The organism is Agromyces albus (assembly GCF_004134825.1).
GTDB classification, from domain to species: domain Bacteria; phylum Actinomycetota; class Actinomycetes; order Actinomycetales; family Microbacteriaceae; genus Agromyces; species Agromyces albus.
Map to the genome: position 1 here is coordinate 91703 of NZ_SDPN01000003.1, position 20190 is coordinate 111892.

The following is a 20190-nucleotide window of genomic DNA, read 5'->3' on the forward strand; positions in this document are numbered from 1 at the left end:
CAGCGCCTAGCATGCCCACAACGATGACGTGGGAAGGAGGTTCGCCGTGGACGAACGCGCCGCCGAGCAGGTGTTCGCGACGAACGATCCGGCCGAGGCCCGATCGCTCCTGACCTCCGTCTACGTGCCCCACGAGCTGCGATCGCGTGACGGGCTCCCGCTGAACTTCAAGATCCGCTACCTGGAGTCGAGCCGCCTGACGCTCGGACACGTGCGCTACGGAGCCGACTCCGAGGTGCTGGTGCCCCCGATGGAGCACTGCTACCACCTCAACGTCACGCTGGCCGGCAGAACCATGGCGAGCCAGGGCGGGAACTCCGTGTCGACGGCGCCGGGTGGCACCGCGGTCATGTTCGGGCCGGAGCGCCCACGCGCCGTGCGCTGGAGCCCCGATGCCGTGCAGTATGCGGTCAAGATCCCCCGCGCGAGCCTCGAGGGCCAACTCGCCGCGCTCCTCGGCCGGCCCGTCGATCGGCCGCTGCGGTTCGCACTCGACGTCGACCTCGCAGGGCCCCATGGCCAGAGTCTGCTCGCGGCGATCGGCCACCTCCGCACCGAGCTCTCGCGCACCGGCGGGCTCACGGAGTCGCCGCTGGTCCGGGCGCAACTCGAGTCCTACGTGCTGAGCCAGCTGCTGTTCGTGGTGCCGAGCGACCATCACGACCTGCTCCGCGAGGTGGGACAGCGTGTTGGCCGGCGTCACATCCGGGTGGCGCTCGACTACATCGACGAGCATCTCGCGGAGCCGCTCGCCGGACCCGACATCGCCAAGGCGGCCTCGGTCAGTGTCCGTGCCCTGCAGGCCGGCTTCCAGGACGACGTCGGGATGTCGCCCATGGCGTACGTGCGCAGCCGTCGGCTCGATCGCGTGCACGAGGAACTGCTCGCGGATGCCGATGGTGCCCTGATCAACGAGGTCGCCGCGCGGTGGGGCTTCTTCCACTTCGGACGGTTCGCTGAGCAGTACCGCATGCGATTCGGCGTGCTCCCGTCCATGACCGCCCGCGAGGGGCGCACCCGCCGCTCGCGCTGAGAACCCGCACCACCCGCGTCCCTTCAATGAAGAAACGGATACACCCATGCCTGTCGAGACCTATTTCGCTGAGCTGTTCGACAAGATCGAGGACATCGACCTCGGCACGTTCTTCGCAGATCCTGAGATTCAGGGTCGGTACTTCAGCGCCTTCGTGCCCCCGGCGACCTATCGTGCCCCCGATGCGAGCACGGAGGATCGGGCCATCGCCGGCCCCCATGGCGACATCCCCATCCGGATCTACCGCCCGCTCTCGGGCACGCCCTCAGGCGGCGGCCTGGTGTGGGCGCACGATGGCGGGTGGGGCTATGGCACCATCGACGACCCGGGTTCCGATGGCTTCGCCCGCGAGCTCGTCGCCCGCACGGGCGGGGTCGTCGTGACGCTGGCCTACCAATTGGTGAGCGAGACCGTGAAGTTCCCCGTGCCGCTCGACGAATACGAAGCGGTGTTCACGTGGACCCACGACAACGCCGCGGAACTCGGCATCGATCCCGCCCGACTGGTGCTCGGCGGCGGCGGATGCGCCGCGAGCATGTCCCTCGGCGCCGCCCTGAAGCTCAAGGACGCCGGCAAGCCGCTGCCCGCGGGCCTGCTCCTGCCGTTCCCGCTCACCCACCTCGTCGTCCCCGACCCCTCCGACGAGCACGCCGCGAAAGTGGCCGTCATCCCGCCGATGCTGAACTACGACGCGGCGATGGTCGTCTTCATGTACCAGGGCTACTTCGGAGACGCATCCGCGAGCCCCAGTCCATACGCCACCCCTGCTGATGGCGACCTCTCCGGTCTGCCTCGCACCATGATCATCACCTCGGAGTACGACGCGCTCGCCCCCGACGGCATGCACCTGGCTCAGCTCCTGGGCGACGCCGGGGTCGACGTCGCCTTCCTCGAGGAGTCCGGAGCGGCGCACGCGCACCTCAACTACCCATGGACGGATGCCGCGAAGCGCTCGGTCGAGACGATCACGGAATGGCTCGACGCATCCGACGCATCGGTGTGAGCACAGAGGAGAATTGACGGCGGGGCGGGAACCCTACCTCCCGCCCCACCGCGGCCTCCGTGGAGGCCATTCTCGGCGGGCGACCCGAACTGAGCCCGACGAGACTGCCCCCGAGCGAACGACCGGAAATCGATCGCAGGTTCGCCGGCGCGCAACGATCACGGGCTGACGACAGTCGGGTTCGGGCCCGACTCGGGTTTGGTCGAATCGTAGTCCTCGCGTGCCGGACGCGCACTGCCCAGATCGAGGGACATCGCATTCCACTGGTCGCGTCGCGCGTCGAGGCCTGCTCAGCAGCCGATCACGGCCAGCTGACGGATGCCTCGTACTCGGTGTGCCGCTTCAGGTACGCGCCGATGAACGGGCACACCGGCACGATCGTCAGGCCTTGCGCGACGGCCTCATCGAGCACGTGCTTCGCGAGCCGGCTGCCGAGTCCCTCACCCTCGTGCTCCGGGTACACGACCGTGTGCGTGAAGATGATTCGCCCGGGCCTGGCCCGGTACTCCGCGTAGCCTGCGCGTTCTCCGTCGAGCGTGAGTTCGTAGCGATTTCTGTCGTCGTGTCGGGTGATCTGGACTCGGTCGGTCTCAATGGGCATGCTTCCTCCATGACGACGGCCGCGAACCTCGCTGGCTCACAAGGGTTAACGCCGTACGCGGCGGGAGATTCCGTGGTCCGGGGGGTCGTCTGAACTCACGCTGCCACGCCACATCGCGCGCTGCTCGTGGGAGAGGGGTCCTGTTCGTCGTGACCGCCTGCGGACACGCGCATTCATCACCCCGGTCGACGTTCGAAGACGGCGCGGAGCGCGGCGATCTGGGGCGGGGCCCACGGGCCCGGTCGCCACGGCCGTGGCCCGTCGCGCGAACGAGTCGACCGCGAGGTGCCGGCGCGTCGCGGCATCCGTGCCATCGGCCGACTGGGAATGCGAATGCGGATGCATGGCCGTGGTCGCAACGAGGGCGATGAGCCAGGTGAACACGAGGGTGAACGCGATGATCTCGAATACCGTGAGGCTGAAGAATCCGAGGCGGTCGTAGGCGATCATCGCCACCACCTCGAGGCCGAGCGCCGCATACGAGAACCAGACGAGCATTCGCGGCATCCGGCGCGCCCAGATCTGCACACCCAGGCACAGCATGGCGAACGCGCCCGCTGCGGCCGCGGCGAAGGTGTTGTGCAGCACCATATCGCCGTCGATCGGCACGAGTCCGATGCCCATCAGGCACACTCCGATGATGACGATGAGCGCATTCATCGTGCGAAGTCCGCCCCGGCGCGTGCCGAATCGGACCCCGGTGAGGGTGCGAGTGAGGCTGCGGGCGAGTCCCGCCATTCCGGCACCCGACACGATGATCGCCACGTTGAAGCACGCTGCGGCGACGTCGTCGGAGGTTCCGAGGGTGCTGAAGTTGACCGTCCACCACTCCCCCGTGGGGGTCATGCTCATGCTCGCGAGTATGCCGGTGGCGAGCAGCATCGCGACGAGGTTGAACGTGCGGTACGCGTCGTGCTCGATCGCGTGTCGATGCAGGCGATAGGTGCCGAAGCCGAGCGAACCGCCGAGAATCGCGCCGATGAGGCTGTGGCCGCCGGGCAGCGCCGCGAACGCGCTCGCCGTGAAATGCACGCCGAGCAGTGCGATGGCCGCCCATGTGAGCCCGTTCGAGAGTGCGCGCGCGCCGGCTCCGAGGCCGGGCAGGCCGAGGCGAGCCATGCCCTCGAGTGCAGCATGCGAAGCGGATGCCACGACGATGGCGGCACCGGCCGCCGCTCCGCCCGCTGCGGCAGGCAGCAGCCACAGCACGTCGGCCGTCAGCTGAGCACCGTCGCGAGGCATCCCGCGCTGCGGTGCGAAATGGAAGAGCACGATCGACACCGCGATGGTGATGAGCAGCACGTAGACGCGTTTGACGAACGAGCGGAAACGCTGCTCGAGCACGACCTCTGGCCGACCGTGTCCCCCACGGTCGGCGATGCCGGGAGCGGCTGCTCGCTGCCGCACGAAGCCCCCCAGTTTTGACGTGGCCGGAACGAGTCCGGCTCGGTCACCCCTCATATCCGAACTCTCGATCACGGGACTCAGATTGTTCGTGAGCCTATCCAGAGGCGTGGATGCGGCTCACCGGGGAACGGAGCCGGGCGCGCGGATACTCGGCGGATTCCCAGCAAAGAATGGTCTAAAGCGTGGTATTTGTACCCCGCATGGGGGCCTTGCGTGCTCGACCGAGCCCGACGGTGTGATTCCGACGATGCCGAGGTTGTACCCCGACGTCAGGAGGTCAGCGAGGGCCGGGTCGCCCGCCCGCAGCCGCCTTGCCAGGAAAACGAGAACGGCCCGCCGAAGCGAGCCGTTCTCCTACTGTCTCAACCAGTGTGCGCCCGGAGGGATTCGAACCCCCAACCTTCTGATCCGTAGTCAGATGCTCTATCCGTTGAGCTACGGGCGCATGGGTTGTCGCCCGCGCGAAACTCGCTGATCAGGCAACCACGCCACTCTATCCCACGCGTCTCGATCTCGCCAATCCGCAGGGCCTCCTCGGCAGACCGCGATCAGCCGCCTGCGTGGGTGGGCCGCAGCGCGTCGAGCGCCGTGCGCTGCCGGACGTTCGCGACCTGCCGATACGAGGTCTCGATGAGCTCGGCGAGCAATTGCCAATCCGTGTCGGGTGCATCGATGTCGACGCCCACCCAGTGGTTGCGGTCGTAATAGGGCGGGCCGAAGAAGCGCGGATCCTGCATGAGCGCGAGGTGCTCCTCGGGATCGGTCTTCACGACGATCGAGAATGGGCGTTCCATCGACGCGCTCACGTGCACGAAGATCGGCTTCGCAGCCCGGAACGTCGGCCGGCCCCACGCCTCGACCTCGACGGCCTCGGGCAGTTCGAGGCAGATCGCCCGCACCCGCTCGACGAGCGGATGCGACGGATCGACCACCTGCGGATGCCCCATGGCGGCCAGCATATCGAGGCATCCGGTGCCCCATCAGGGCATGACCCTGTCAAGCCCTTGCTGCTGCAGAGGCGCCCCGAGAGCATCATCTCAACGGACGCTCTCGACGCGGGAGGCATCATGACGAAGGCCGAGACGGCTCACAAGGCCGATGCGGCCGGCCGTGCCGGCCAGTGGGTCTACGAACACTCCCTCTTCCTCGTGTGCATGGCCATCTTCGTGCTCTGCCTCGCCGGCATGGCGATCAGCGGTCTGCAGGTCTACAACGAGGAGCAACTCCAGCATGGGGCGGCGGTCGTGCCGTTCGCCGAGTACCTCACGTCGGGGCACTTCTTCGAGGCGACGTTCGAGAACTGGGAGTCCGAGTTCCTGCAGATGGGCGCCTACGTCGTGCTCACGGTCTTCCTCTTCCAGAAGGGCTCGTCGGAATCCAAGCCGATCGACAAGCGCACCGAGCAGGACCAGGATCCGCGAGAGGTGAAGGTCAACGCCGCCACCCCGTGGCCCGTGCGCAAGGGCGGGTTCGTGCTCGTGCTCTACGAGAACTCGCTCGCGATCTTCTTCTTCGTGCTCTTCGCCCTCTCGTTCTGGTTCCATGCCGTCTCGGGTGCCGTGGCCTACTCCGAGGAGCAGGCCGCGCACGGCTTCCCAGGAGTGAGTGCGATCGAGTTCCTCGGCACCTCCCAGTTCTGGTTCGAGTCGATGCAGAACTGGCAGAGCGAGTTCCTCGCGGTCGCCGCGATCGTCGGGGCATCCGTGTACCTCAGGCAGCGCGGTTCACCGGAGTCGAAGCCCGTCGCCACCCCGCACCACGAGACCGGTGCCTGAGTCGCGGAGGGGTCGGTCGAAACGGGCGCAGGCGCTCGCCCCACTCCTGGCCCTCACCATCGTGCTCTCAGGATGTTCGAGCCCGGCATCGACGTTCGACCAGGCCATCGGGCAGGGCGTCGCCGCCGTCGAGACCGCGCGCATCGCGGTCGACCAGCAGCTCGACGACCGCATCTTCCCGACCACGACCATCACGGCGCTCGGCGATGCGCGGCGCGAGCTCGTCGACGCGTCGACGTCGGTGTCCGAGACCGATACCTCCACCGAGTCGGATGCCGCGCTGCGCACCGACCTGCTCGAGGCGCTCGCACTCGGCGTGACGGGCGTCAACCGGGCGCGCGATGCGATGGGCGGCACCGGTTCCCTCGAAGATGCGGTGCCTGCACTCGAGCGCGCATCGGATGCCCTCGAGGCGCTCGAGGAACGCGCCACCGAGGCGGAGGGCGCGAGACGATGAGACGCATCTTCGCCGTCGCCCTCGGCATCCTCACCGCCATCGGCGGATTCGTGGACATCGGAGACCTGGTCACGAACGCGATCGTCGGGTCGCGATTCGGGCTCGGACTCGCCTGGGTCGTGCTCGTCGGCGTGGTCGGGATCTGCGTGTACGCGCAGATGTCGGGCCGCGTGGCGGCGGTGAGCGGGCGGGCGACGTTCGAGATCATTCGCGAGCGGTTGGGGCCGCGTGCCGGGCTCGCCAACCTCGGGGCATCCTTCCTCATCAACCTGCTCACCGTCACGGCGGAGATCGGCGGCGTGGCACTCTCACTCCAGCTCGCGACGAGCGTGGACCCGCTGCTGTGGGTCCCCGTCGCCGCGTTCGGAGTGTGGATCGTGATCTGGCGCGCCCGATTCAAGCTGCTCGAGAACGTGACCGGACTCCTCGGCCTCACGCTCATCGTGTTCGCGGTCGCGCTCTTCATGCTCTCGCCCGACTGGGGCTCCCTCGCGGGCCAGGCACTCCAGCCCGGCCCGCCCGCCGACGAACAGATGTCGACCTACTGGTTCTACGCGATCGCCCTCTTCGGCGCGGCGATGACGCCGTACGAGGTGTTCTTCTTCTCCTCCGGCGCGATCGAGGAGAAGTGGACGGAGAAGGATCTGGCAACGTCGCGGGCGAACGTGCTGGTCGGCTTCCCCCTCGGCGGAGTGCTCTCGATCGCGATCGCCGGATGCGCCGCGGTGGTGCTGCTGCCGGCCTCGATCGATGTGACGAGCCTCAGCCAGGTCGTGCTGCCCGTCGCCGAAGCAGGCGGCAAGCTCGCGCTGTCGTTCGCCATCGTCGGCATCCTCGCCGCGACGTTCGGCGCGGCACTCGAGACGACCCTCTCGAGCGGATATACGCTCGCCCAGTACTTCGGGTGGTCCTGGGGCAAGTTCCGCCGCCCGGCGAAGGCGGCGCGGTTCCACCTTGCGATGATCATCTGCATCTTCGTCGCGATGGCGATCCTGGCGACCGGCGTCGACCCCATCCTCGTCACCGAGTACTCCGTGGTCTTCTCCGCCGTCGCGCTGCCGCTCACGTACCTGCCGATCCTCATCATCGCGAACGACCGCGAGTACATGGGCGACAAGGTCAACGGCCGCGCCATGAACCTCATCGGCTCCGTGTACCTGGTCGTGATCCTCGTCGCGGCGATCGCCGCGATCCCCTTGCTCATCGTCACGGGAGCGGGCTCATGAACGACCCTCACCGACCCGCAGGGCGCGTGCTCGACGCACACCTGCACATCCTCGACCGGCAGGTGCTCGATCGCGACGGCGTGCCGGTGACGACCGTCGACGACCTCGAGCTCGACGGCATCGAGCCCGGTGCGCCGATCGAACCCGATGCTCCGCCGCCGACCGTCGCCGCAATCCTGACCGGACCGGACCTCGCGACGCGGATCTTCGGCGGAAGGCCGCCGGAGTCCCGGCACATCCGCATCCCATGGAAACTGGTGTCCGAGGTCGGCACCACGATCCGCCTCGGCATCACGGGCTACATCCTCGACGCCACCTGGACCGAGCGCTGGGTCAGCGAGCACATCATCGCCCGCATCCCGGGAGGTCGCCATGATCCTGAGTGACCTGCTCGGCTCGGAGGTCGTCGACGCCGCCGGACACCACCTCGGCGCGCTCATCGATGTACGGCTCGAGATCTCGGGCGCGCCGCACCAGCTGCTCGCCGAGACGGTCGTCGTCGGCATCCTCGTGAGCCCGCACAGCCGGACCTCGACGTGGGGGTTCGAGCGCCGCGGCGCGAACGCGCCGGCGATCATCGCCCGACCGCAGCACTGGCTGCACCGCGGCATGTTCCTCATCGCGTGGACCGACGTCGCGCAGATCGACGAGGGTCGCGTGACACTGCGCGACGGCTACGAGCGACGCGACCCGGTGCTGGCCTCCACGGCGCATCCCCATTGACGGACGGGGGCCGACGTTGGAGTAGCCCCGGGCGACACGAAGGTCAATCCCCTACCGGCTTCACGCTCGACTTCCTAGCGTGGAGTTGACGGATGACCCGACATCCGTGCACCGGAAGGAGCAAACATCATGGGTGAGCCGCTCAGCCGGATCCCCGGAAACCTGACAGAGGAACGAGAGAACAGAAACGAACGAAGCGAGCCCCCGGCCCGAAACGAACAACGACGTGACGACGACGAACGGGGTGGTGTGTTCGGGGATACCTCGCTCAGCGATCCCGACCGTCCCAGGACGGTCGACCCCCTCGACCCGCACAAGCCGGGACGGGCGACGGGCGACCCGCTCGACCCTGACGGGCACGTGATCTGATCGCGCACCAGCCTGCCATCGCGCAGCAGCCGGCCTGAGGCGAGCGACGTCAGCCCTTCAGGCCGGTCGACGCGACCCCGTCGATGAGCGGACCCCAGATCACGGCTTCAGCACGACCTTGATGCAGCCCTGCTCCTTCGCCTTGAAGAGCTCGTACATGTCGGGCGCACGGTCGAGCGGCACCCGGTGCGTGGCGAGATCCTCGAGGCCGAGGGGGTCGGACTCCTGTTCGGCGAGGGGAAGCAGCTCACTGATCCAGCGATGCACGTTGGACTGGCCGAACCGGAGCGTCAGCTGCTTGTCGAAGATGCGCAGCAGGGGCATCGGATCGAGCGTGCCGCCATACACGCCGCTCACCGAGACCGTGCCGCCACGACGCACGAGGTCGATCGCGAGGTGCAGCGCGGCGAGCCGGTCGATTCCTGCCTTGGTCATCACCTGCTTCGCGATGCCGCTCGGCATCACGCCCACGGCGTTCTGTGCGAAGGCCGCGCCGGGGCTGCCGTGCGCCTCGAGGCCCACCGCGTCGACGACGGCGTCGGGCCCGCGCCCGTCAGTCGCGTCGCGAATGGCGTCGATCGCGTCATCCGTGAGATCGAAGGCCTCGGCGCCGTATCGCTCGGCCATCAGTCGCCGCTCGACGACGGGTTCGATCGCGATCACCCGCACCCCCTCGTGCTTCGCGATGCGGGCGACGAGCTGGCCCACGGGGCCGAGGCCGAGCACCGCGAGCGAATCGCCGGGCGCCACATCGGCGTAGCGCACCCCCTGCCACGCCGTCGGCAGGATGTCGCTGAGGAAGAGGTACCGCTCGTCGGGCAGGTCGCGCCCCACGACCTGCGCGTTGGCGTCGGCGAGCCGCACGCGCAGGAACTCCGCCTGTCCGCCCGGCACCGAGCCGTAGAGCTCGGTGTAGCCGTAGAGCATCGCACCCGTGCCGCGGTCCACGTCCTGGGTGGTCTCGCATTGCGTCGTGAGCCCCCTCGCGCACATGAAGCAGTGACCGCACGCGATGACGAAGGGCACGACGACCCGGTCCCCCACGGCGACGCGACGCACCGCGTCACCGACGTCTTCGACGACCCCCATCGCCTCGTGGCCCAGGATGTCGCCGCGGTGCATGAACGGACCGAGCACGTCGTAGAGGTGCAGGTCGGATCCGCAGATCGCCGCGGAGGTCACGCGGATCACGGCATCCGTGGGCTCCAGCACCGACGGGTCAGGAACCTCCTCGACGCGAACATCGCGTGCAGCGTGCCAGGTGACGGCTCTCATGGTCCGTTCCTACCCGCCCGTCGGAGCCCGCGGCAGGGGCTTGACAGTCACGAGCGGTCGAACTGCTCACCCATTGCACATCGTCGCGGGATAGATTCGAGGCATGGGCAAGTTCATCTACAACTCCTCAGCACGCGAGATCGAGATCGACGATCGCACGCTCGCCCATTTGCGCGTGGCCATCCTGAACAAGCTCCGCCGGTCGGAGAGCTTCGCGATGACATGGGAGCACGGCGTGGAGAACGGCAGCGGTCGTACGACGATCTGGCTGCACGAATCCATCCCCCTGCAGTTCGTCTTCAGCGGCAACCGCCCCCCGAAGCTCAACCGCCTCTGGATCGAGCAGATGCTCCTCTCTGCCAACAGCACGGCCGGCCTGCAGTTCGTGCCCGAGCCCGATGAGTCGGCCTCGTTCGAAGGCGAGTGAGGCGCGTCAGCCGCGAGTTGCGCGCTCAGTCCAAGTGACGCGACTCGCGCTCAGTCCCAAGTGACGCGACTCAGTCGACCGGTTCGATCTGGGTTCGGATGAACGCCTTGTCGCCGTCGCCGAGCCGATCGCCCGCCGGCTCGCCGGTGATCTCCGAGATCTCGTTGCGCACGACGTCATCGAGCTCGCCGTCGAGGTCCTCGAGGAGGTGATGCTTGGCCGTGATCGACAGCTGCGGCCACCAGCGCTCGGCGTGGATTCCCTGCTCGTGTTCGCTCATCGTTCCCTCCAGGCTTCCGACGCGGCTCTCGGGCTCGTCGCCCGCCGACGCCTTGGCGTACTGTCCCCTTACTCCGTGGTAGCAGCCGCGTTTGCGGCTGGCAACCCCCTCGTGGTCGCGTTGCGCCGTGCCTAACGTGTCATCCGAGCGCGGTAGGCGCGCTCGGAACGAGAGGATGATCATGACCGCGACAGTGACCGCAGACATCGAGGTCGACGTGCCCGTGCGGGTCGCCTACGACCAGTGGACACAGTTCGAATCGTTCCCTGAGTTCCTCGGCGGCGTCGACTCCGTCAGGCAGATCGACGACGCGATGACCCAGTGGACCGTCTCCATCGGCGGGGTCAAGCGCGAGTTCGATGCCGAGATCGGCGACCAGGTTCCCGACGACCACGTGACGTGGCGGAGCGTCGGCGAAGTCGTGCACAACGGACGCGTGGACTTCCGCGCCCTCGGGGCCGAGCGCACCCGAATCGACCTCACCATCGAATGGGAGCCCGAGGGGTTCGTCGAAGCGGCCGGCGCTGCGCTGCAGCTCGACGACCTCCAGGTGAAGAGCGACCTCAAGCGGTTCAAGGAGTACATCGAGGAGCGCCGCACGCCCACCGGCGCCTGGCGCGGCGAGATCCACGGCGGCGAGCCCGCCGTTCCCGACCAGAACGTGAGCGGCCGGCCCACGCCACGGGATCCCTTCACCCAGCCCGGCGAGGGCAGTCGAGGAAGTGACGCCGACCTGCTCTAGACCGTTTGCTTCTCCGCGCCCCGTTTCGGCGGCTCGGTTTCGGTTTCGATCGGTTGCACGTCGACGCCCACCTGCACAGGCTGGCCGTCGGGTGAGCTGATGGGTTCCTTGTCGAGCTGTTCGGGCACGAGCTGGATGCCGCCGGTGCTGTTCGCCGAGCGCATCAGGTCTTCGACCCAAGTGCGGCTGAGCTCAGGCCCTTCGGGCTCGTCGAAGACGAAGCGGAGCGGGATCGACGGATGCAGCCACAGCGTGCTTCGACCGCGAGGCTGGTCGTCGGCGTGCTGCCACGAGAGGGTGAAGCTCTCTCCGCGGCGCAGCTTCGTGGTGATGGCGATCTTCAGATGCGCAAGGGCGCGGTCCTCGATGCCGATCGGGGTGCCGGAGTCGCCGTAATAGAGAGTGCCCACATCATTGAGGTTACGCCGAGTGCGCCTCCGGCGATACGTCCGAGCGCCGCGGCACGCCGCAGGTCTTCTCGCTCGAACTGCGCATGAACAGGAGAGGAGGGCGGCCCGCAGGCCGCCCTCCTCTTGCTGACCGGGTCTCAGGGCCCGATCGCGCAACGCTTCGAGCTATACGGTTCGGTTCCCGCCGAGGTACCGCACGAGGAACACGATGACCGCGATGATCGCCAGCGCGAGTCCGACCCAGAGCAGGAAGTTCAGGGTCTCCACGAGTCCGCCTGTGATCAGCAGCACGACGGCGACGATGGCGATGATGGCGACGAGAATGTTCATGATCTCTCCTTCTCGGGTGCCGTCCCGTCGTGTTGGACGAGTGCGGCTGGTCCTCGTCGAACTCGGCGAGGGCTTGGGGCGTGGTGACGCCCGTTGGTTCGACGTTAGGGAGTCGCGAGCCCCGCCAACTAGGGGTTGACCGCCGTTTCGGCGGCGTGCTAGCCGTCGGCGCGCGAGCGTGGAAAGCGTTTCGCTCGCGCGTCCGCCGATGTCAACCCCCTGTAGGCATCGCACACGCGCGCGTAGCTTTGGCCACTGCAATGAGGGGGGCTTTGCCATGAAGGAGGCTTTGCGATGACCGATGACCAGCTGATCGACCCTACGATCAAGCACGCCACGGGACCGTTCCCCCGCCAGGAGCAGCAGCCGCCGGGGATGACCGATCGGATGACGCCGCTTCCCGACCACGGTGAGCAGAGCTACCGCGGCAGCCGCCGGCTCGTCGATCGACGAGCACTCATCACAGGCGGTGACTCCGGTATAGGGCGCGCAACGGCCATCGCGTTCGCGCGCGAGGGCGCCGACGTCGCGATCTCCTACCTCCCGAGTGAGGAGGCCGACGCCGAGGAGACGGCCCGCTGGATCGAGGACGCCGGCCGGATGCCGCTCCTGCTCGCGGGCGACTTGCAGGATGAGTCCTATTGCGAGGAGATCGTGCGCCGAACCGCGGGCGCCTTCGGCGGGCTCGACCTGCTCGTGCTGAACGCCGCGCACCAGCGGAATCGAGGGGGCATCGAGGAGATCCCGACGGCCGACTTCGAGCGCGTGATGCGGGTGAACATCTTCGCGCCGGTGTTCCTCGCGCGCGCCGCGGTGCCCGTGATGCGCGCCGGGTCGAGCATCATCACGACCACGTCGATCCAGGGCTTCGATCCGTCGTCGGCGCTCGTCGACTACGCCATGACGAAGGCCGCGCTCGTCGCGTTCACGAAGGCGCTCGCCGAAGAGCTCGGGCCACGCGGCATCCGTGTGAACGCCGTCGCACCCGGCCCGATCTGGACGCCGCTCATTCCGGCGACCGGATGGCCCGACAAGGTGCCCGATTTCGGCGGCAACACGCCGCTCGGGCGAGCGGGCCAGCCCGCCGAGCTCGCCGGCGCCTACGTCTACCTCGCCTCGGACGACGCATCGTACGTCTCGGGCGCGATCCTGCCGGTCACCGGCGGGCGCGGCCTCTGAACGTCGAGGAGGAAAGGAGCACACCATGCCGGGCCGCAAGAACTCATCGCTGAAGGACCCGAAGCTCTACGAAGAGCTCCGCGACGACGGCGCCTCGAAGGAGAAGGCCGCGCGCATCTCCAACGCGGCGGCCAGCCAGGGTCGCAGCAAGGTCGGCCGCAAGGGCGGCAAGGCCGGCGATTACGACGACTGGACAGTCGACGCGCTGCGCAAGCGCGCCAAGGAGCTCGGCCTCAAGGGCTACAGCGGCAAGCGCAAGTCGGAGCTCATCAGCGCCTTGCGCAACCACTGAGCGGCCGACGGATGCCGCGGCTGCGGCGCGTCGAACCGTACGTCTCACCCGGATTCATCCGGGTGAGACGTGGTCGTGGGTTCGGATACGTGCACTCCGATGGCGGCGTCGCCGGCCGCGCCGAGCGGCAGCGCATCGCCGACCTCGCCGTGCCGCCGGCATGGGAGGACGTCTGGATCGCGGATGCCCCGAACGCGCACATCCTCGCCGTCGGTGTCGACGCGGCGGGTCGCCGCCAGTACCTCTACCACCCGGTGTGGCGCGAGCGGCAGGACACGGAGAAGTTCCTGCGGATGACGGCACTGGCCGAAGTGCTCCCCGGTGCTCGCAAGGGCGTCCTGCGCGACCTGCAGCTCACCGAGCTCCCGCGCGAACGCGTGCTCGCCGCGGCCTTCCGCACGCTCGACCTCGGCGCGATCCGCATCGGTTCGGAGGAAGCGCTCTCGATCGCACGCAGCCGTGGCCTCACGACGCTGCTCGTGCGCAACGTGTCACTGCTCGACGACGAGGCGGTGCGATTCCGGTTCCGCGCCAAGGGCGGCAAGACGCAGGACGTACAGGTGGCGGATGCGTCGCTCGCGGCGTTCGTGGCCCGCGCGACACAACGCTCGGCCGCGGCGCGGCTCTACGCGTGGAGCAATGGGCGCGGCATGCGCGCCGCCGGCGCGGCCGACGTCAACGAGGACATCCGTTCGCGCACGGGAGGAGCGTTCACCGCGAAGGACTTCCGCACCCTGCGCGGCACCATTGCCGCCGCCGACCGGCTCGCCGAGCTCGGCCCGGCTGAATCGGCGCGTGCGCGACGGGCCGCCGTGCGCGAGGCGATCGAACACGCGAGCTCGCTGCTCGGCAACACCCCGACGATCGCTCGCGGCAGCTACATCGATCCGCGCGTCATCGCGGAGTACGAGCGTGGTCGGGTCATCGCCACGGTCGGCATTCGCGAGACCGCGCTGCTCGAGTTGCTCGTCGAAGACGGCGGCTGAGCCTCAGGCGTCGAACTGCTGCGCGGCGATCTTGGGCGCACGGTCGGTGTCGACGTGCTCGTCGACGAGCAGGACGCCACCCGTGCTGTTCGCCGAGCGCATGAGGTCTTCGATCCACTCCCTGCTGAGTTCTGGCGGCTCGACGTCGTCGAACACGAAGCGCAGTGGGATCGTATGGTGCAGCCAGAGGGTGCTGCGGCCGCGGGGATCGTCGTCGGCGTGCATCCACGACACGGTGAAGCTCTCACCCCGCCGGAGCTTGGTCACGATCGCGACCTTCAGGTGCGCGAGCGTCCGGTCGTCGATGCCGATGGGGGTGCCTGAGTCGCCGTAGTAGAGGGTGCCCACGAGTGAAGGGTACCCGACCAGATGGGCGGGCTTGTTTCGTAACCCACACGACCGCGTTACGTCGCCGAACCGCCCGGATCCCCCTCTCGCACGACGTCGTCAGGCGCCTTGTCGGGCCGGAGTCCACGCCATGACGGATGCCGCGCCACGCCCGATCTCGTCCACTCGCCGAACTCGATCTCGCCGACGAGCTCGGGCCTCACCCACACTGCGTCCGAGGCATCCGCTCGAGGTACTTCCATGAACGGGGACGCGGGCTGCTCGAGCGGCCGCAGTGCCGCGATCAGCCGGTCGAGGTCGATCTCGCGGAAGCCCGTGCCGACACGCCCCGCGTACTCGAGGCCGTCATCGCCCGGCACTCCGACGAGCAGCGATCGGATGCGGCCGGTGCGGCTCCCGACGCCGGGGCGATAGCCGCCGATGACCACCTCCTGCGTTCGCGTGACCTTCAGCTTCAGCCACTCGTCGGAACGCACCCCCGGCCGGTACGGGGAGTCCCGGCGCTTCGCGACGATGCCCTCGAGACCGAGTCGACGGCTCTCCTCGAGCGCCTCGGCGACCGTGCCGCCGACCTGCTCCGGCAGCTCGAGCGGCACCCCCTCGCGCTCCCGCACGAGCCGCTCGAGCCGCGCGCGCCGGGTGGCATATGGCTCGTCCATCACCTCGTATCCCGCGATCTCGAGCACGTCGAAGAGGCGGAGTCGCACCGGAACGGATGCCGCGACTCGCTCGATCTCGCGAGGCTTCGACAGGTTCATCCGCTGCTGCAACAGCCCGAAGCTCGGCCGCCCATCCTCATCGAGGGCGACGATCTCGCCGTCGACGAGCGCGTCGCCGCGAAGCGCGGAGGCGACGTCTGCGAGCTCGGGGTACTTCGCGGTCACGTCATTGCCGTTCCGGGTGAGCAGGCGCACGCCTCCGTCCTCGGTTCTCGCGAGCACCCGGATGCCGTCCCATTTCCACTCGATCGCCCAGCCCACGGGGTCGAGCGAGGCGACCACGGCGGGGTTCGTCGCGGTGGCGAGCATCGGCCGTTGCAGGATCGGGCCGACGCGGCCTGCGGGTTTCGCCTTCGCCTCCGGTGGTCGAGCAGCGCCCGCCGCAGGCGGACGCGTATCGAGACCAGGCCCCGGGGAAGCATCCGCCCCGTCTTCGGGTGCCTCGCTCGCGTGCCGCGCCTTCGACGTCGGGCTCCAGTGTCCGGGCCGCTGGTCCTTCATGCGGTGCATGAGCCACGTGCTCTTCTCGCCCTCTCCGTCGGTGCGGATGAGCGCGAGCCGCACCCGGCCGAGCGGCCCGCCGGGCCGGCCCTCGACGTCGACGATGACCTCGTCGTCGTGCCACTTCTCGGTCTCGTACGTGCCGGCGTCCCAGATCGTCACGGAGCCGGCGCCGTACTCCCCAGCCGGGATAGTGCCCTCGAACGAGCCGTACTCCATCGGGTGGTCCTCGGTCTGCACGGCGAGATGGTTCGTGCCCGGGTCATCCGGCACCCCCTTCGGCACCGCCCAGCTCTTCAGCACGCCGTCGCGCTCGAGGCGGAAGTCGAAGTGCAGGCGGCGCGCGTGATGCTCCTGGATGACGAACGTCGGGTCGCCCCCGCTCGCGGCGCCCCAGCTCGATTCGGGCATCGGCTCGGGGGTGGCCTCGCTCGAGCGCATCGAGAGGTAGGTGGCCAGCGGGCCGGCCCCGCTACCACCCGAGCGGGCGAGGGGCGCGGTCGGGTCGAGGCCGTCGGCGACCCGCGCGAGCACCTCGTGCGCGTCGAGGTGTCGCAGGCCGGGGCGCTCGAGCTCCTCCCAGGTGCGGGGCGCCGCCACCATGGGATGGAACTGCCCGCGCAGCGAGTACGGCGCGATCGTCGTCTTGTTCTGGTTGTTCTGGCTCCAGTCGATGAGCACGCGGCCTTCGCGGAGCATCTTGCGCATGCTCGAGACGATGAGCTCGGGGTGGTCGTCTTCGAGCGCTTTGGCGAGTTCGTGGGCGATCTTCGACGCCTGCTGCGACGTCTGCGACCCGTCGAGCGGGGCGTACAGGTGGAGGCCCTTGCTGCCGCTCGTCACCGGGAACGCCTCGAGTCCCATGCCCTCGAGGATGTCGCGCACGAGCAGAGCGACCTCGGCGCACTCCGCGAGGCCCATGCCCTCGCCGGGATCGAGGTCGAACACCATGCGGTCGGGGTTTCCACGCGACCCGTCGGGCTGGAACCGCCACTGCGGCACGTGCACCTCGAGCGAGGCCTGCTGCGCGAGCCACACGAGCGTGGCCCGGTTGTCGGCGATCGGGTAGATCTTCGGACCGTCGGAATGCTCGATGATCCCGCGCCGCACCCAGTCGGGCGCGTGCTCGGCGAGTGCCTTCTCGAAGAAGACCTGGCCCGGCGCATCCGGAGTGCCGACGCCCTGCACCCAGCGCTTGCGCGTGACCGGCCGGCCGGCGACGAGCGGCACCATGACCTTGGCGACCTCCGCGTAGTAGGAGATCACCTCGCCCTTGGTCATGCCCGTCTCGGGATACATGACCTTGTCGAGATTCGTCAGCCGGAGTCTCCGGCCGTCGACGTCGACGAGCTGACGCGTGCCCTCGGCCATGCACCCATCATGGCCCTTGCACGTCGCAAAGGGCTTCCCTCGCGAAGGTCGGGGGTGTCTACTTGAGGAATGCGAGCCGTCTGGAAGGGCGCGGTCACATTCGGCCTGGTCAATGTGCCCGTCAAGCTGTACAGCGCCACCGAAGACCACGACGTGTCACTGCACCAGGTGCACGACGAGGACGGTGGGCGCATCCGATACCAACGCAAGTGCGAGGTCTGCGGCAAGGTCGTGGCCTACAAGGACATCGACAAGGCATATGACGACGGCGAGCAGACCGTCATCATCACCGACGAAGACCTGAAGGCACTTCCCGCCGAGCGTAGCCGCGAGATCGAGGTCATGGAGTTCGTGCCGAGCGACCAGATCGATCCGATCATGTTCGACCGCAGCTACTACCTCGAGCCCGACTCGGCGTCGTCGAAAGCGTACGTGCTGCTGCGGCGCACCCTCGAGTCGACCGACCGCACCGCGGTCGTGCAGATGGCATTGCGGCAGAAGACGCGGCTCGCTGCCCTGCGCGTGCACGGCGACGTGCTCATGGTGCAGACCCTCCTCTGGAGCGACGAGGTGCGCGAGGCCGCGTTCCCGGCGCTCGACGACTCGGTGAAGATCTCAGCGAAGGAGCTCGACCTCTCGAAGCAGCTCGTCGAGAGCCTCGTCTCGGATTTCGATCCCGAGCAGTACGTCGACGAGTACCAGCAGGAGCTGCGCACCCTCATCAAGGCGAAGCTCGAGCAGGGCGACGCGCTCGACACCGCGGCGACGTTCGGCGAGGTCGAAGAGGAGGAAGGCGGCGAGGTCATCGACCTCATGGAGGCGCTCAAGCAGTCGATCGCCGCGAAGCGCGGCGGCGGGGCGAAATCGGACGAGGACGAGGGCGAGGAGACGGCGTCGAAGTCGTCGCGATCGAAGGCATCGGGGTCGAAGTCGTCGGCGTCGAAGTCCTCGGCATCGGGCGACGGCGCGAAGAAGAAGGCGCCCGCCGCGAAGAAGAAGGCTGCCTCATGAACGAGGACGCGCGGCATCCGTCGATCGGATGCCGCGCGCCGCTCTCGTTCTGAAGGACTAGCCCTCGGTGTCGCCGGAGCAGCTCGCGGTGACCTCGGCGGCCGCCGCTGAGATGGCCTCCTGCTGGGCGGCCAGCGCGTCGGCGTCGACCTCGGCATCGGGGTCGCTCGGCAGCGTCGCCGCGTACTCGGCCGCCTCGTCGATCTTCTCGCCGAGCGCCTCGAGCGCGTCGGACAGCCCGGCGTCGTCGCCCGCCGACTTGTCGATCGCGTCGACACGCTCGCGGTAGCCCTCGACCGCCGACTGGACGTCGCTCGGGTCGCCGCCCGCCGCGAGGGCGTTCTGTGCGCCGTTCGAGATGTCGCGCACTTCGGAGCGCACAGTCTCGCACGGGTCGGCCGTGGCCTCACCACCGCCACCGGTGCCACCGGTGGCGCAGCCGGTCAGCAGCAGCGCGCCCGCGAAAACGAGCGCCACAGACGTCTTCATTCGTTGCATGTGTGAATCCCCCTGATCGTGGTACTCACAAGCCTAGCGACGACCCTCCGACAACTGGTGGCCGGCGCAGTCGTGCGGGAGCGGTCGGTGTCTTGCCGCTGCGTTACCTGCTCGGGTCAGGGTTCGTCGGGAGTCAAGGGGCTGCGGATGCCCCGTGGTGCGGCTTAGGCTCGCCGCATGAACGGAGCAGACGAGAACGTCGAGCGCGAGAACCCCGATGCAGGACAGGGCCGGCCGAAGCCGCTCACCGACGACGACCTGATCCGCAAGGACGTCAGCTACAGCCCTGCAAGCGATGCCGAGACCGCGGCGAAGCAGGATGAGTCGTTGCCCGAGAACCTCGACGAGGACATCGACGAGTCACGCGTCAAGACCGTGCCGGGTACGGGCGGCCCCGACGACACGGGTGACGTGGACGTCGACCCCGACGAGCTCAACATGCCGCACAGCCCAAGCTGAGCCCACAGGCTCGGGCGCGGGATCCGCCTGACAACTGGCTGAGAGCGCGACCAAATAGTGCGGGACGTCTGGCAAAACTGACTTGACCTCAACTAAGAGCTTGTCGTAGAAGTGTCTATGACAACGATGTCAGATCATCGGTTGGGGGACCGAGCAACAACCGAGGAGAACCCTGCCCATGCACCACCGGCCACCCCGCCGCGCCTCTGGAATGCGCTGGCGCGACGTGACTCCCAGCAGCGCCCAGATCACGGAAGGGCGCTCGACGTGATTTCGGACCGCGACATCGGCGTCATCGCCGATGCCCAGAGGCACCTTCCCATACCTGAACTCACGATCGAGCATTTCCGTCGGCTCGGCCTTCAGCCGGCTGATGTGTACGGCGCGATCCAGCACCTCGCCACTGTGCTGGCCTGCCATCCTCATCACCGCGCACAGAAGGAGCTCTCCGCCGCCGACCGCGCACAGATGCAGCAATCCTTACTGCGACGTCTGATCACCACAGCTCCGGTGATCGTCTCCGAGCTGCTCCTCAACCCCGAGCTGCTCGAATCCGGCACGCCGCACCAGGACGTCGCGTAACGAGCTGCACCGACCACAGAGATCTCAAACATGCCGCACAATCCCAGCTGAGCCGACGCGGTGAGCCTCGCGCGAGGGTATCACTCTGTAGGGATGCTGCCTAGCCGTTGACAGGGGAAAGGCACTCTGGCCGGGCGCTTTCCCAGTCTCGCGCCCCCCGAATGAGGAGTTTTCCCTCCGTTTCCT

26 protein-coding genes and 1 tRNA gene are annotated in these 20190 nt (G+C 68.3%); 16 read left to right on the forward strand and 11 right to left on the reverse strand.

The window, feature by feature from the left end:
• The first annotated feature begins 46 nt into the window (after positions 1-46).
• The gene (locus ESP51_RS02745; RefSeq protein WP_206737177.1) at positions 47-1033 is read left to right on the forward strand and encodes an AraC family transcriptional regulator; all 987 of its coding nucleotides are present in this window, start codon (positions 47-49) and stop codon (positions 1031-1033) included.
• A gap of 46 nt (positions 1034-1079) precedes the next feature.
• Positions 1080-2036 (forward strand): alpha/beta hydrolase fold domain-containing protein, encoded by a 957-nt coding sequence (locus ESP51_RS02750; RefSeq protein WP_129519360.1) that lies wholly within the window; start codon positions 1080-1082, stop codon positions 2034-2036.
• A gap of 301 nt (positions 2037-2337) precedes the next feature.
• Here the strand turns inward: ESP51_RS02750 and ESP51_RS02755 are convergent, their stop codons facing one another.
• From ESP51_RS02755 to ESP51_RS02770, 4 genes are all read right to left on the reverse strand, one after another.
• The gene (locus ESP51_RS02755) at positions 2338-2637 is read right to left on the reverse strand and encodes a GNAT family N-acetyltransferase (RefSeq protein ID WP_129519361.1); all 300 of its coding nucleotides are present in this window, start codon (positions 2635-2637) and stop codon (positions 2338-2340) included.
• A 45-nt stretch (positions 2638-2682) separates the two neighbouring features.
• A complete protein-coding gene (locus tag ESP51_RS02760) occupies positions 2683-4098 on the reverse strand; it encodes a hypothetical protein (protein WP_129519362.1) in 1416 nt (471 codons plus the stop codon).
• A gap of 318 nt (positions 4099-4416) precedes the next feature.
• A tRNA-Arg gene (locus tag ESP51_RS02765) sits at positions 4417-4489 on the reverse strand.
• Between the two features lie 103 nt (positions 4490-4592).
• Positions 4593-4991, reverse strand: coding sequence for an MmcQ/YjbR family DNA-binding protein (locus ESP51_RS02770; RefSeq protein WP_164990366.1), 399 nt, complete (start codon positions 4989-4991; stop codon positions 4593-4595).
• 120 nt (positions 4992-5111) lie between these two features.
• Here ESP51_RS02770 and ESP51_RS02775 point away from each other — a divergent pair, with 120 nt between their 5' ends.
• The 6 genes from ESP51_RS02775 to ESP51_RS02800 all read left to right on the forward strand — a co-directional run bounded on the left by ESP51_RS02775 (position 5112) and on the right by ESP51_RS02800 (position 8594).
• Entirely contained in the window at positions 5112-5819 is a 708-nt protein-coding gene (locus tag ESP51_RS02775) for a DUF6766 family protein (protein WP_129519364.1), read from the forward strand.
• Entirely contained in the window at positions 5812-6276 is a 465-nt protein-coding gene (locus ESP51_RS02780; RefSeq protein WP_129519365.1) for a hypothetical protein, read from the forward strand. Before ESP51_RS02775 ends, ESP51_RS02780 begins: the two co-directional genes overlap by 8 nt.
• On the forward strand, positions 6273-7502 hold the full coding sequence (locus ESP51_RS02785) for an Nramp family divalent metal transporter (protein ID WP_129519366.1): 1230 nt from the start codon (positions 6273-6275) through the stop codon (positions 7500-7502). Before ESP51_RS02780 ends, ESP51_RS02785 begins: the two co-directional genes overlap by 4 nt.
• Complete coding sequence (locus ESP51_RS02790) at positions 7499-7888, forward strand: hypothetical protein (protein ID WP_129519367.1); 390 nt, start codon at positions 7499-7501, stop codon at positions 7886-7888. Before ESP51_RS02785 ends, ESP51_RS02790 begins: the two co-directional genes overlap by 4 nt.
• Positions 7875-8225 (forward strand): hypothetical protein, encoded by a 351-nt coding sequence (locus ESP51_RS02795; protein WP_129519368.1) that lies wholly within the window; start codon positions 7875-7877, stop codon positions 8223-8225. Before ESP51_RS02790 ends, ESP51_RS02795 begins: the two co-directional genes overlap by 14 nt.
• A gap of 129 nt (positions 8226-8354) precedes the next feature.
• A complete protein-coding gene (locus ESP51_RS02800) occupies positions 8355-8594 on the forward strand; it encodes a hypothetical protein (RefSeq protein WP_129519369.1) in 240 nt (79 codons plus the stop codon).
• Positions 8595-8693: 99 nt separating this feature from the next.
• Here ESP51_RS02800 and ESP51_RS02805 read toward each other — a convergent pair whose 3' ends face one another.
• A complete protein-coding gene (locus tag ESP51_RS02805) occupies positions 8694-9869 on the reverse strand; it encodes an alcohol dehydrogenase catalytic domain-containing protein (RefSeq protein WP_129519370.1) in 1176 nt (391 codons plus the stop codon).
• Positions 9870-9972: 103 nt separating this feature from the next.
• On the opposite strand from ESP51_RS02805, the gene ESP51_RS02810 reads away from it, so the two are divergent.
• Positions 9973-10296, forward strand: coding sequence for a DUF7882 family protein (locus tag ESP51_RS02810; protein ID WP_129519371.1), 324 nt, complete (start codon positions 9973-9975; stop codon positions 10294-10296).
• 70 nt (positions 10297-10366) lie between these two features.
• On the opposite strand, the gene ESP51_RS02815 is transcribed toward ESP51_RS02810, so the two are convergent.
• The gene (locus ESP51_RS02815; protein ID WP_129519372.1) at positions 10367-10576 is read right to left on the reverse strand and encodes a hypothetical protein; all 210 of its coding nucleotides are present in this window, start codon (positions 10574-10576) and stop codon (positions 10367-10369) included.
• A 181-nt stretch (positions 10577-10757) separates the two neighbouring features.
• On the opposite strand from ESP51_RS02815, the gene ESP51_RS02820 reads away from it, so the two are divergent.
• Positions 10758-11318: an SRPBCC family protein gene (locus ESP51_RS02820; RefSeq protein WP_129519373.1), complete on the forward strand. Its 561-nt coding sequence runs from the start codon at positions 10758-10760 to the stop codon at positions 11316-11318.
• Here the strand turns inward: ESP51_RS02820 and ESP51_RS02825 are convergent.
• On the reverse strand, positions 11315-11728 hold the full coding sequence (locus tag ESP51_RS02825) for a DUF7882 family protein (protein ID WP_422386822.1): 414 nt from the start codon (positions 11726-11728) through the stop codon (positions 11315-11317). The genes ESP51_RS02820 and ESP51_RS02825 overlap by 4 nt on opposite strands.
• Before the next feature lie 165 nt (positions 11729-11893).
• Entirely contained in the window at positions 11894-12058 is a 165-nt protein-coding gene (locus ESP51_RS20485; RefSeq protein WP_164990367.1) for a hypothetical protein, read from the reverse strand.
• Between the two features lie 294 nt (positions 12059-12352).
• On the opposite strand from ESP51_RS20485, the gene ESP51_RS02830 reads away from it, so the two are divergent.
• The 3 genes from ESP51_RS02830 (at position 12353) to ESP51_RS02840 (ending at position 14515) form a co-directional block, all read left to right on the forward strand.
• Positions 12353-13237 (forward strand): SDR family oxidoreductase, encoded by an 885-nt coding sequence (locus ESP51_RS02830; RefSeq protein ID WP_129519374.1) that lies wholly within the window; start codon positions 12353-12355, stop codon positions 13235-13237.
• A gap of 25 nt (positions 13238-13262) precedes the next feature.
• A complete protein-coding gene (locus ESP51_RS02835) occupies positions 13263-13529 on the forward strand; it encodes a DUF7218 family protein (RefSeq protein WP_129519375.1) in 267 nt (88 codons plus the stop codon).
• A 62-nt stretch (positions 13530-13591) separates the two neighbouring features.
• Entirely contained in the window at positions 13592-14515 is a 924-nt protein-coding gene (locus ESP51_RS02840; RefSeq protein WP_164990368.1) for a DNA topoisomerase IB, read from the forward strand.
• A 3-nt stretch (positions 14516-14518) separates the two neighbouring features.
• Here the strand turns inward: ESP51_RS02840 and ESP51_RS02845 are convergent, their stop codons facing one another.
• Both ESP51_RS02845 and ESP51_RS02850 read right to left on the reverse strand, forming a co-directional pair.
• Positions 14519-14863: a DUF7882 family protein gene (locus ESP51_RS02845; protein WP_129519377.1), complete on the reverse strand. Its 345-nt coding sequence runs from the start codon at positions 14861-14863 to the stop codon at positions 14519-14521.
• A 56-nt stretch (positions 14864-14919) separates the two neighbouring features.
• Positions 14920-17454, reverse strand: coding sequence for an ATP-dependent DNA ligase (locus ESP51_RS02850; protein ID WP_129519378.1), 2535 nt, complete (start codon positions 17452-17454; stop codon positions 14920-14922).
• Positions 17455-17523: 69 nt separating this feature from the next.
• On the opposite strand from ESP51_RS02850, the gene ku reads away from it, so the two are divergent.
• A complete protein-coding gene (gene ku, locus ESP51_RS02855) occupies positions 17524-18465 on the forward strand; it encodes a non-homologous end joining protein Ku (protein WP_129519379.1) in 942 nt (313 codons plus the stop codon).
• Between the two features lie 57 nt (positions 18466-18522).
• On the opposite strand, the gene ESP51_RS02860 is transcribed toward ku, so the two are convergent.
• Positions 18523-18963 carry a hypothetical protein gene (locus ESP51_RS02860; protein ID WP_129519380.1) on the reverse strand — a complete coding sequence of 147 codons (441 nt, stop codon included), beginning with the start codon at positions 18961-18963 and terminating at the stop codon, positions 18523-18525.
• Between the two features lie 177 nt (positions 18964-19140).
• Between ESP51_RS02860 and ESP51_RS02865 the strand changes: the two genes are divergently transcribed.
• Both ESP51_RS02865 and ESP51_RS02870 read left to right on the forward strand, forming a co-directional pair.
• Positions 19141-19422, forward strand: a complete 282-nt coding sequence (locus ESP51_RS02865; RefSeq protein WP_241842939.1) for a hypothetical protein — start codon at positions 19141-19143, stop codon at positions 19420-19422.
• A 117-nt stretch (positions 19423-19539) separates the two neighbouring features.
• Positions 19540-20004 (forward strand): hypothetical protein, encoded by a 465-nt coding sequence (locus tag ESP51_RS02870; RefSeq protein ID WP_129519381.1) that lies wholly within the window; start codon positions 19540-19542, stop codon positions 20002-20004.
• The last annotated feature ends 186 nt before the right edge of the window (positions 20005-20190 follow it).

Bases quoted from the DNA above. Each gene is read 5' to 3' on its own strand.
- ESP51_RS02750 (WP_129519360.1), top strand. From the start codon at position 1,080: ATGCCTGTCGAGACCTATTTCGCTGAGCTGTTCGACAAGATCGAGGAC.
- ESP51_RS02755 (WP_129519361.1), bottom strand. From the start codon at position 2,637: ATGCCCATTGAGACCGACCGAGTCCAGATCACCCGACACGACGACAGA.
- ESP51_RS02760 (WP_129519362.1), bottom strand. From the start codon at position 4,098: ATGAGGGGTGACCGAGCCGGACTCGTTCCGGCCACGTCAAAACTGGGG.
- ESP51_RS02770 (WP_164990366.1), bottom strand. From the start codon at position 4,991: ATGGGGCATCCGCAGGTGGTCGATCCGTCGCATCCGCTCGTCGAGCGG.
- ESP51_RS02775 (WP_129519364.1), top strand. From the start codon at position 5,112: ATGACGAAGGCCGAGACGGCTCACAAGGCCGATGCGGCCGGCCGTGCC.
- ESP51_RS02785 (WP_129519366.1), top strand. From the start codon at position 6,273: ATGAGACGCATCTTCGCCGTCGCCCTCGGCATCCTCACCGCCATCGGC.
- ESP51_RS02790 (WP_129519367.1), top strand. From the start codon at position 7,499: ATGAACGACCCTCACCGACCCGCAGGGCGCGTGCTCGACGCACACCTG.
- ESP51_RS02795 (WP_129519368.1), top strand. From the start codon at position 7,875: ATGATCCTGAGTGACCTGCTCGGCTCGGAGGTCGTCGACGCCGCCGGA.
- ESP51_RS02800 (WP_129519369.1), top strand. From the start codon at position 8,355: ATGGGTGAGCCGCTCAGCCGGATCCCCGGAAACCTGACAGAGGAACGA.
- ESP51_RS02805 (WP_129519370.1), bottom strand. From the start codon at position 9,869: ATGAGAGCCGTCACCTGGCACGCTGCACGCGATGTTCGCGTCGAGGAG.
- ESP51_RS02810 (WP_129519371.1), top strand. From the start codon at position 9,973: ATGGGCAAGTTCATCTACAACTCCTCAGCACGCGAGATCGAGATCGAC.
- ESP51_RS02815 (WP_129519372.1), bottom strand. From the start codon at position 10,576: ATGAGCGAACACGAGCAGGGAATCCACGCCGAGCGCTGGTGGCCGCAG.
- ESP51_RS02820 (WP_129519373.1), top strand. From the start codon at position 10,758: ATGACCGCGACAGTGACCGCAGACATCGAGGTCGACGTGCCCGTGCGG.
- ESP51_RS20485 (WP_164990367.1), bottom strand. From the start codon at position 12,058: ATGAACATTCTCGTCGCCATCATCGCCATCGTCGCCGTCGTGCTGCTG.
- ESP51_RS02830 (WP_129519374.1), top strand. From the start codon at position 12,353: ATGACCGATGACCAGCTGATCGACCCTACGATCAAGCACGCCACGGGA.
- ESP51_RS02835 (WP_129519375.1), top strand. From the start codon at position 13,263: ATGCCGGGCCGCAAGAACTCATCGCTGAAGGACCCGAAGCTCTACGAA.
- ESP51_RS02850 (WP_129519378.1), bottom strand. From the start codon at position 17,454: ATGGCCGAGGGCACGCGTCAGCTCGTCGACGTCGACGGCCGGAGACTC.
- ku (WP_129519379.1), top strand. From the start codon at position 17,524: ATGCGAGCCGTCTGGAAGGGCGCGGTCACATTCGGCCTGGTCAATGTG.
- ESP51_RS02860 (WP_129519380.1), bottom strand. From the start codon at position 18,963: ATGCAACGAATGAAGACGTCTGTGGCGCTCGTTTTCGCGGGCGCGCTG.
- ESP51_RS02865 (WP_241842939.1), top strand. From the start codon at position 19,141: ATGAACGGAGCAGACGAGAACGTCGAGCGCGAGAACCCCGATGCAGGA.
- ESP51_RS02870 (WP_129519381.1), top strand. From the start codon at position 19,540: ATGACAACGATGTCAGATCATCGGTTGGGGGACCGAGCAACAACCGAG.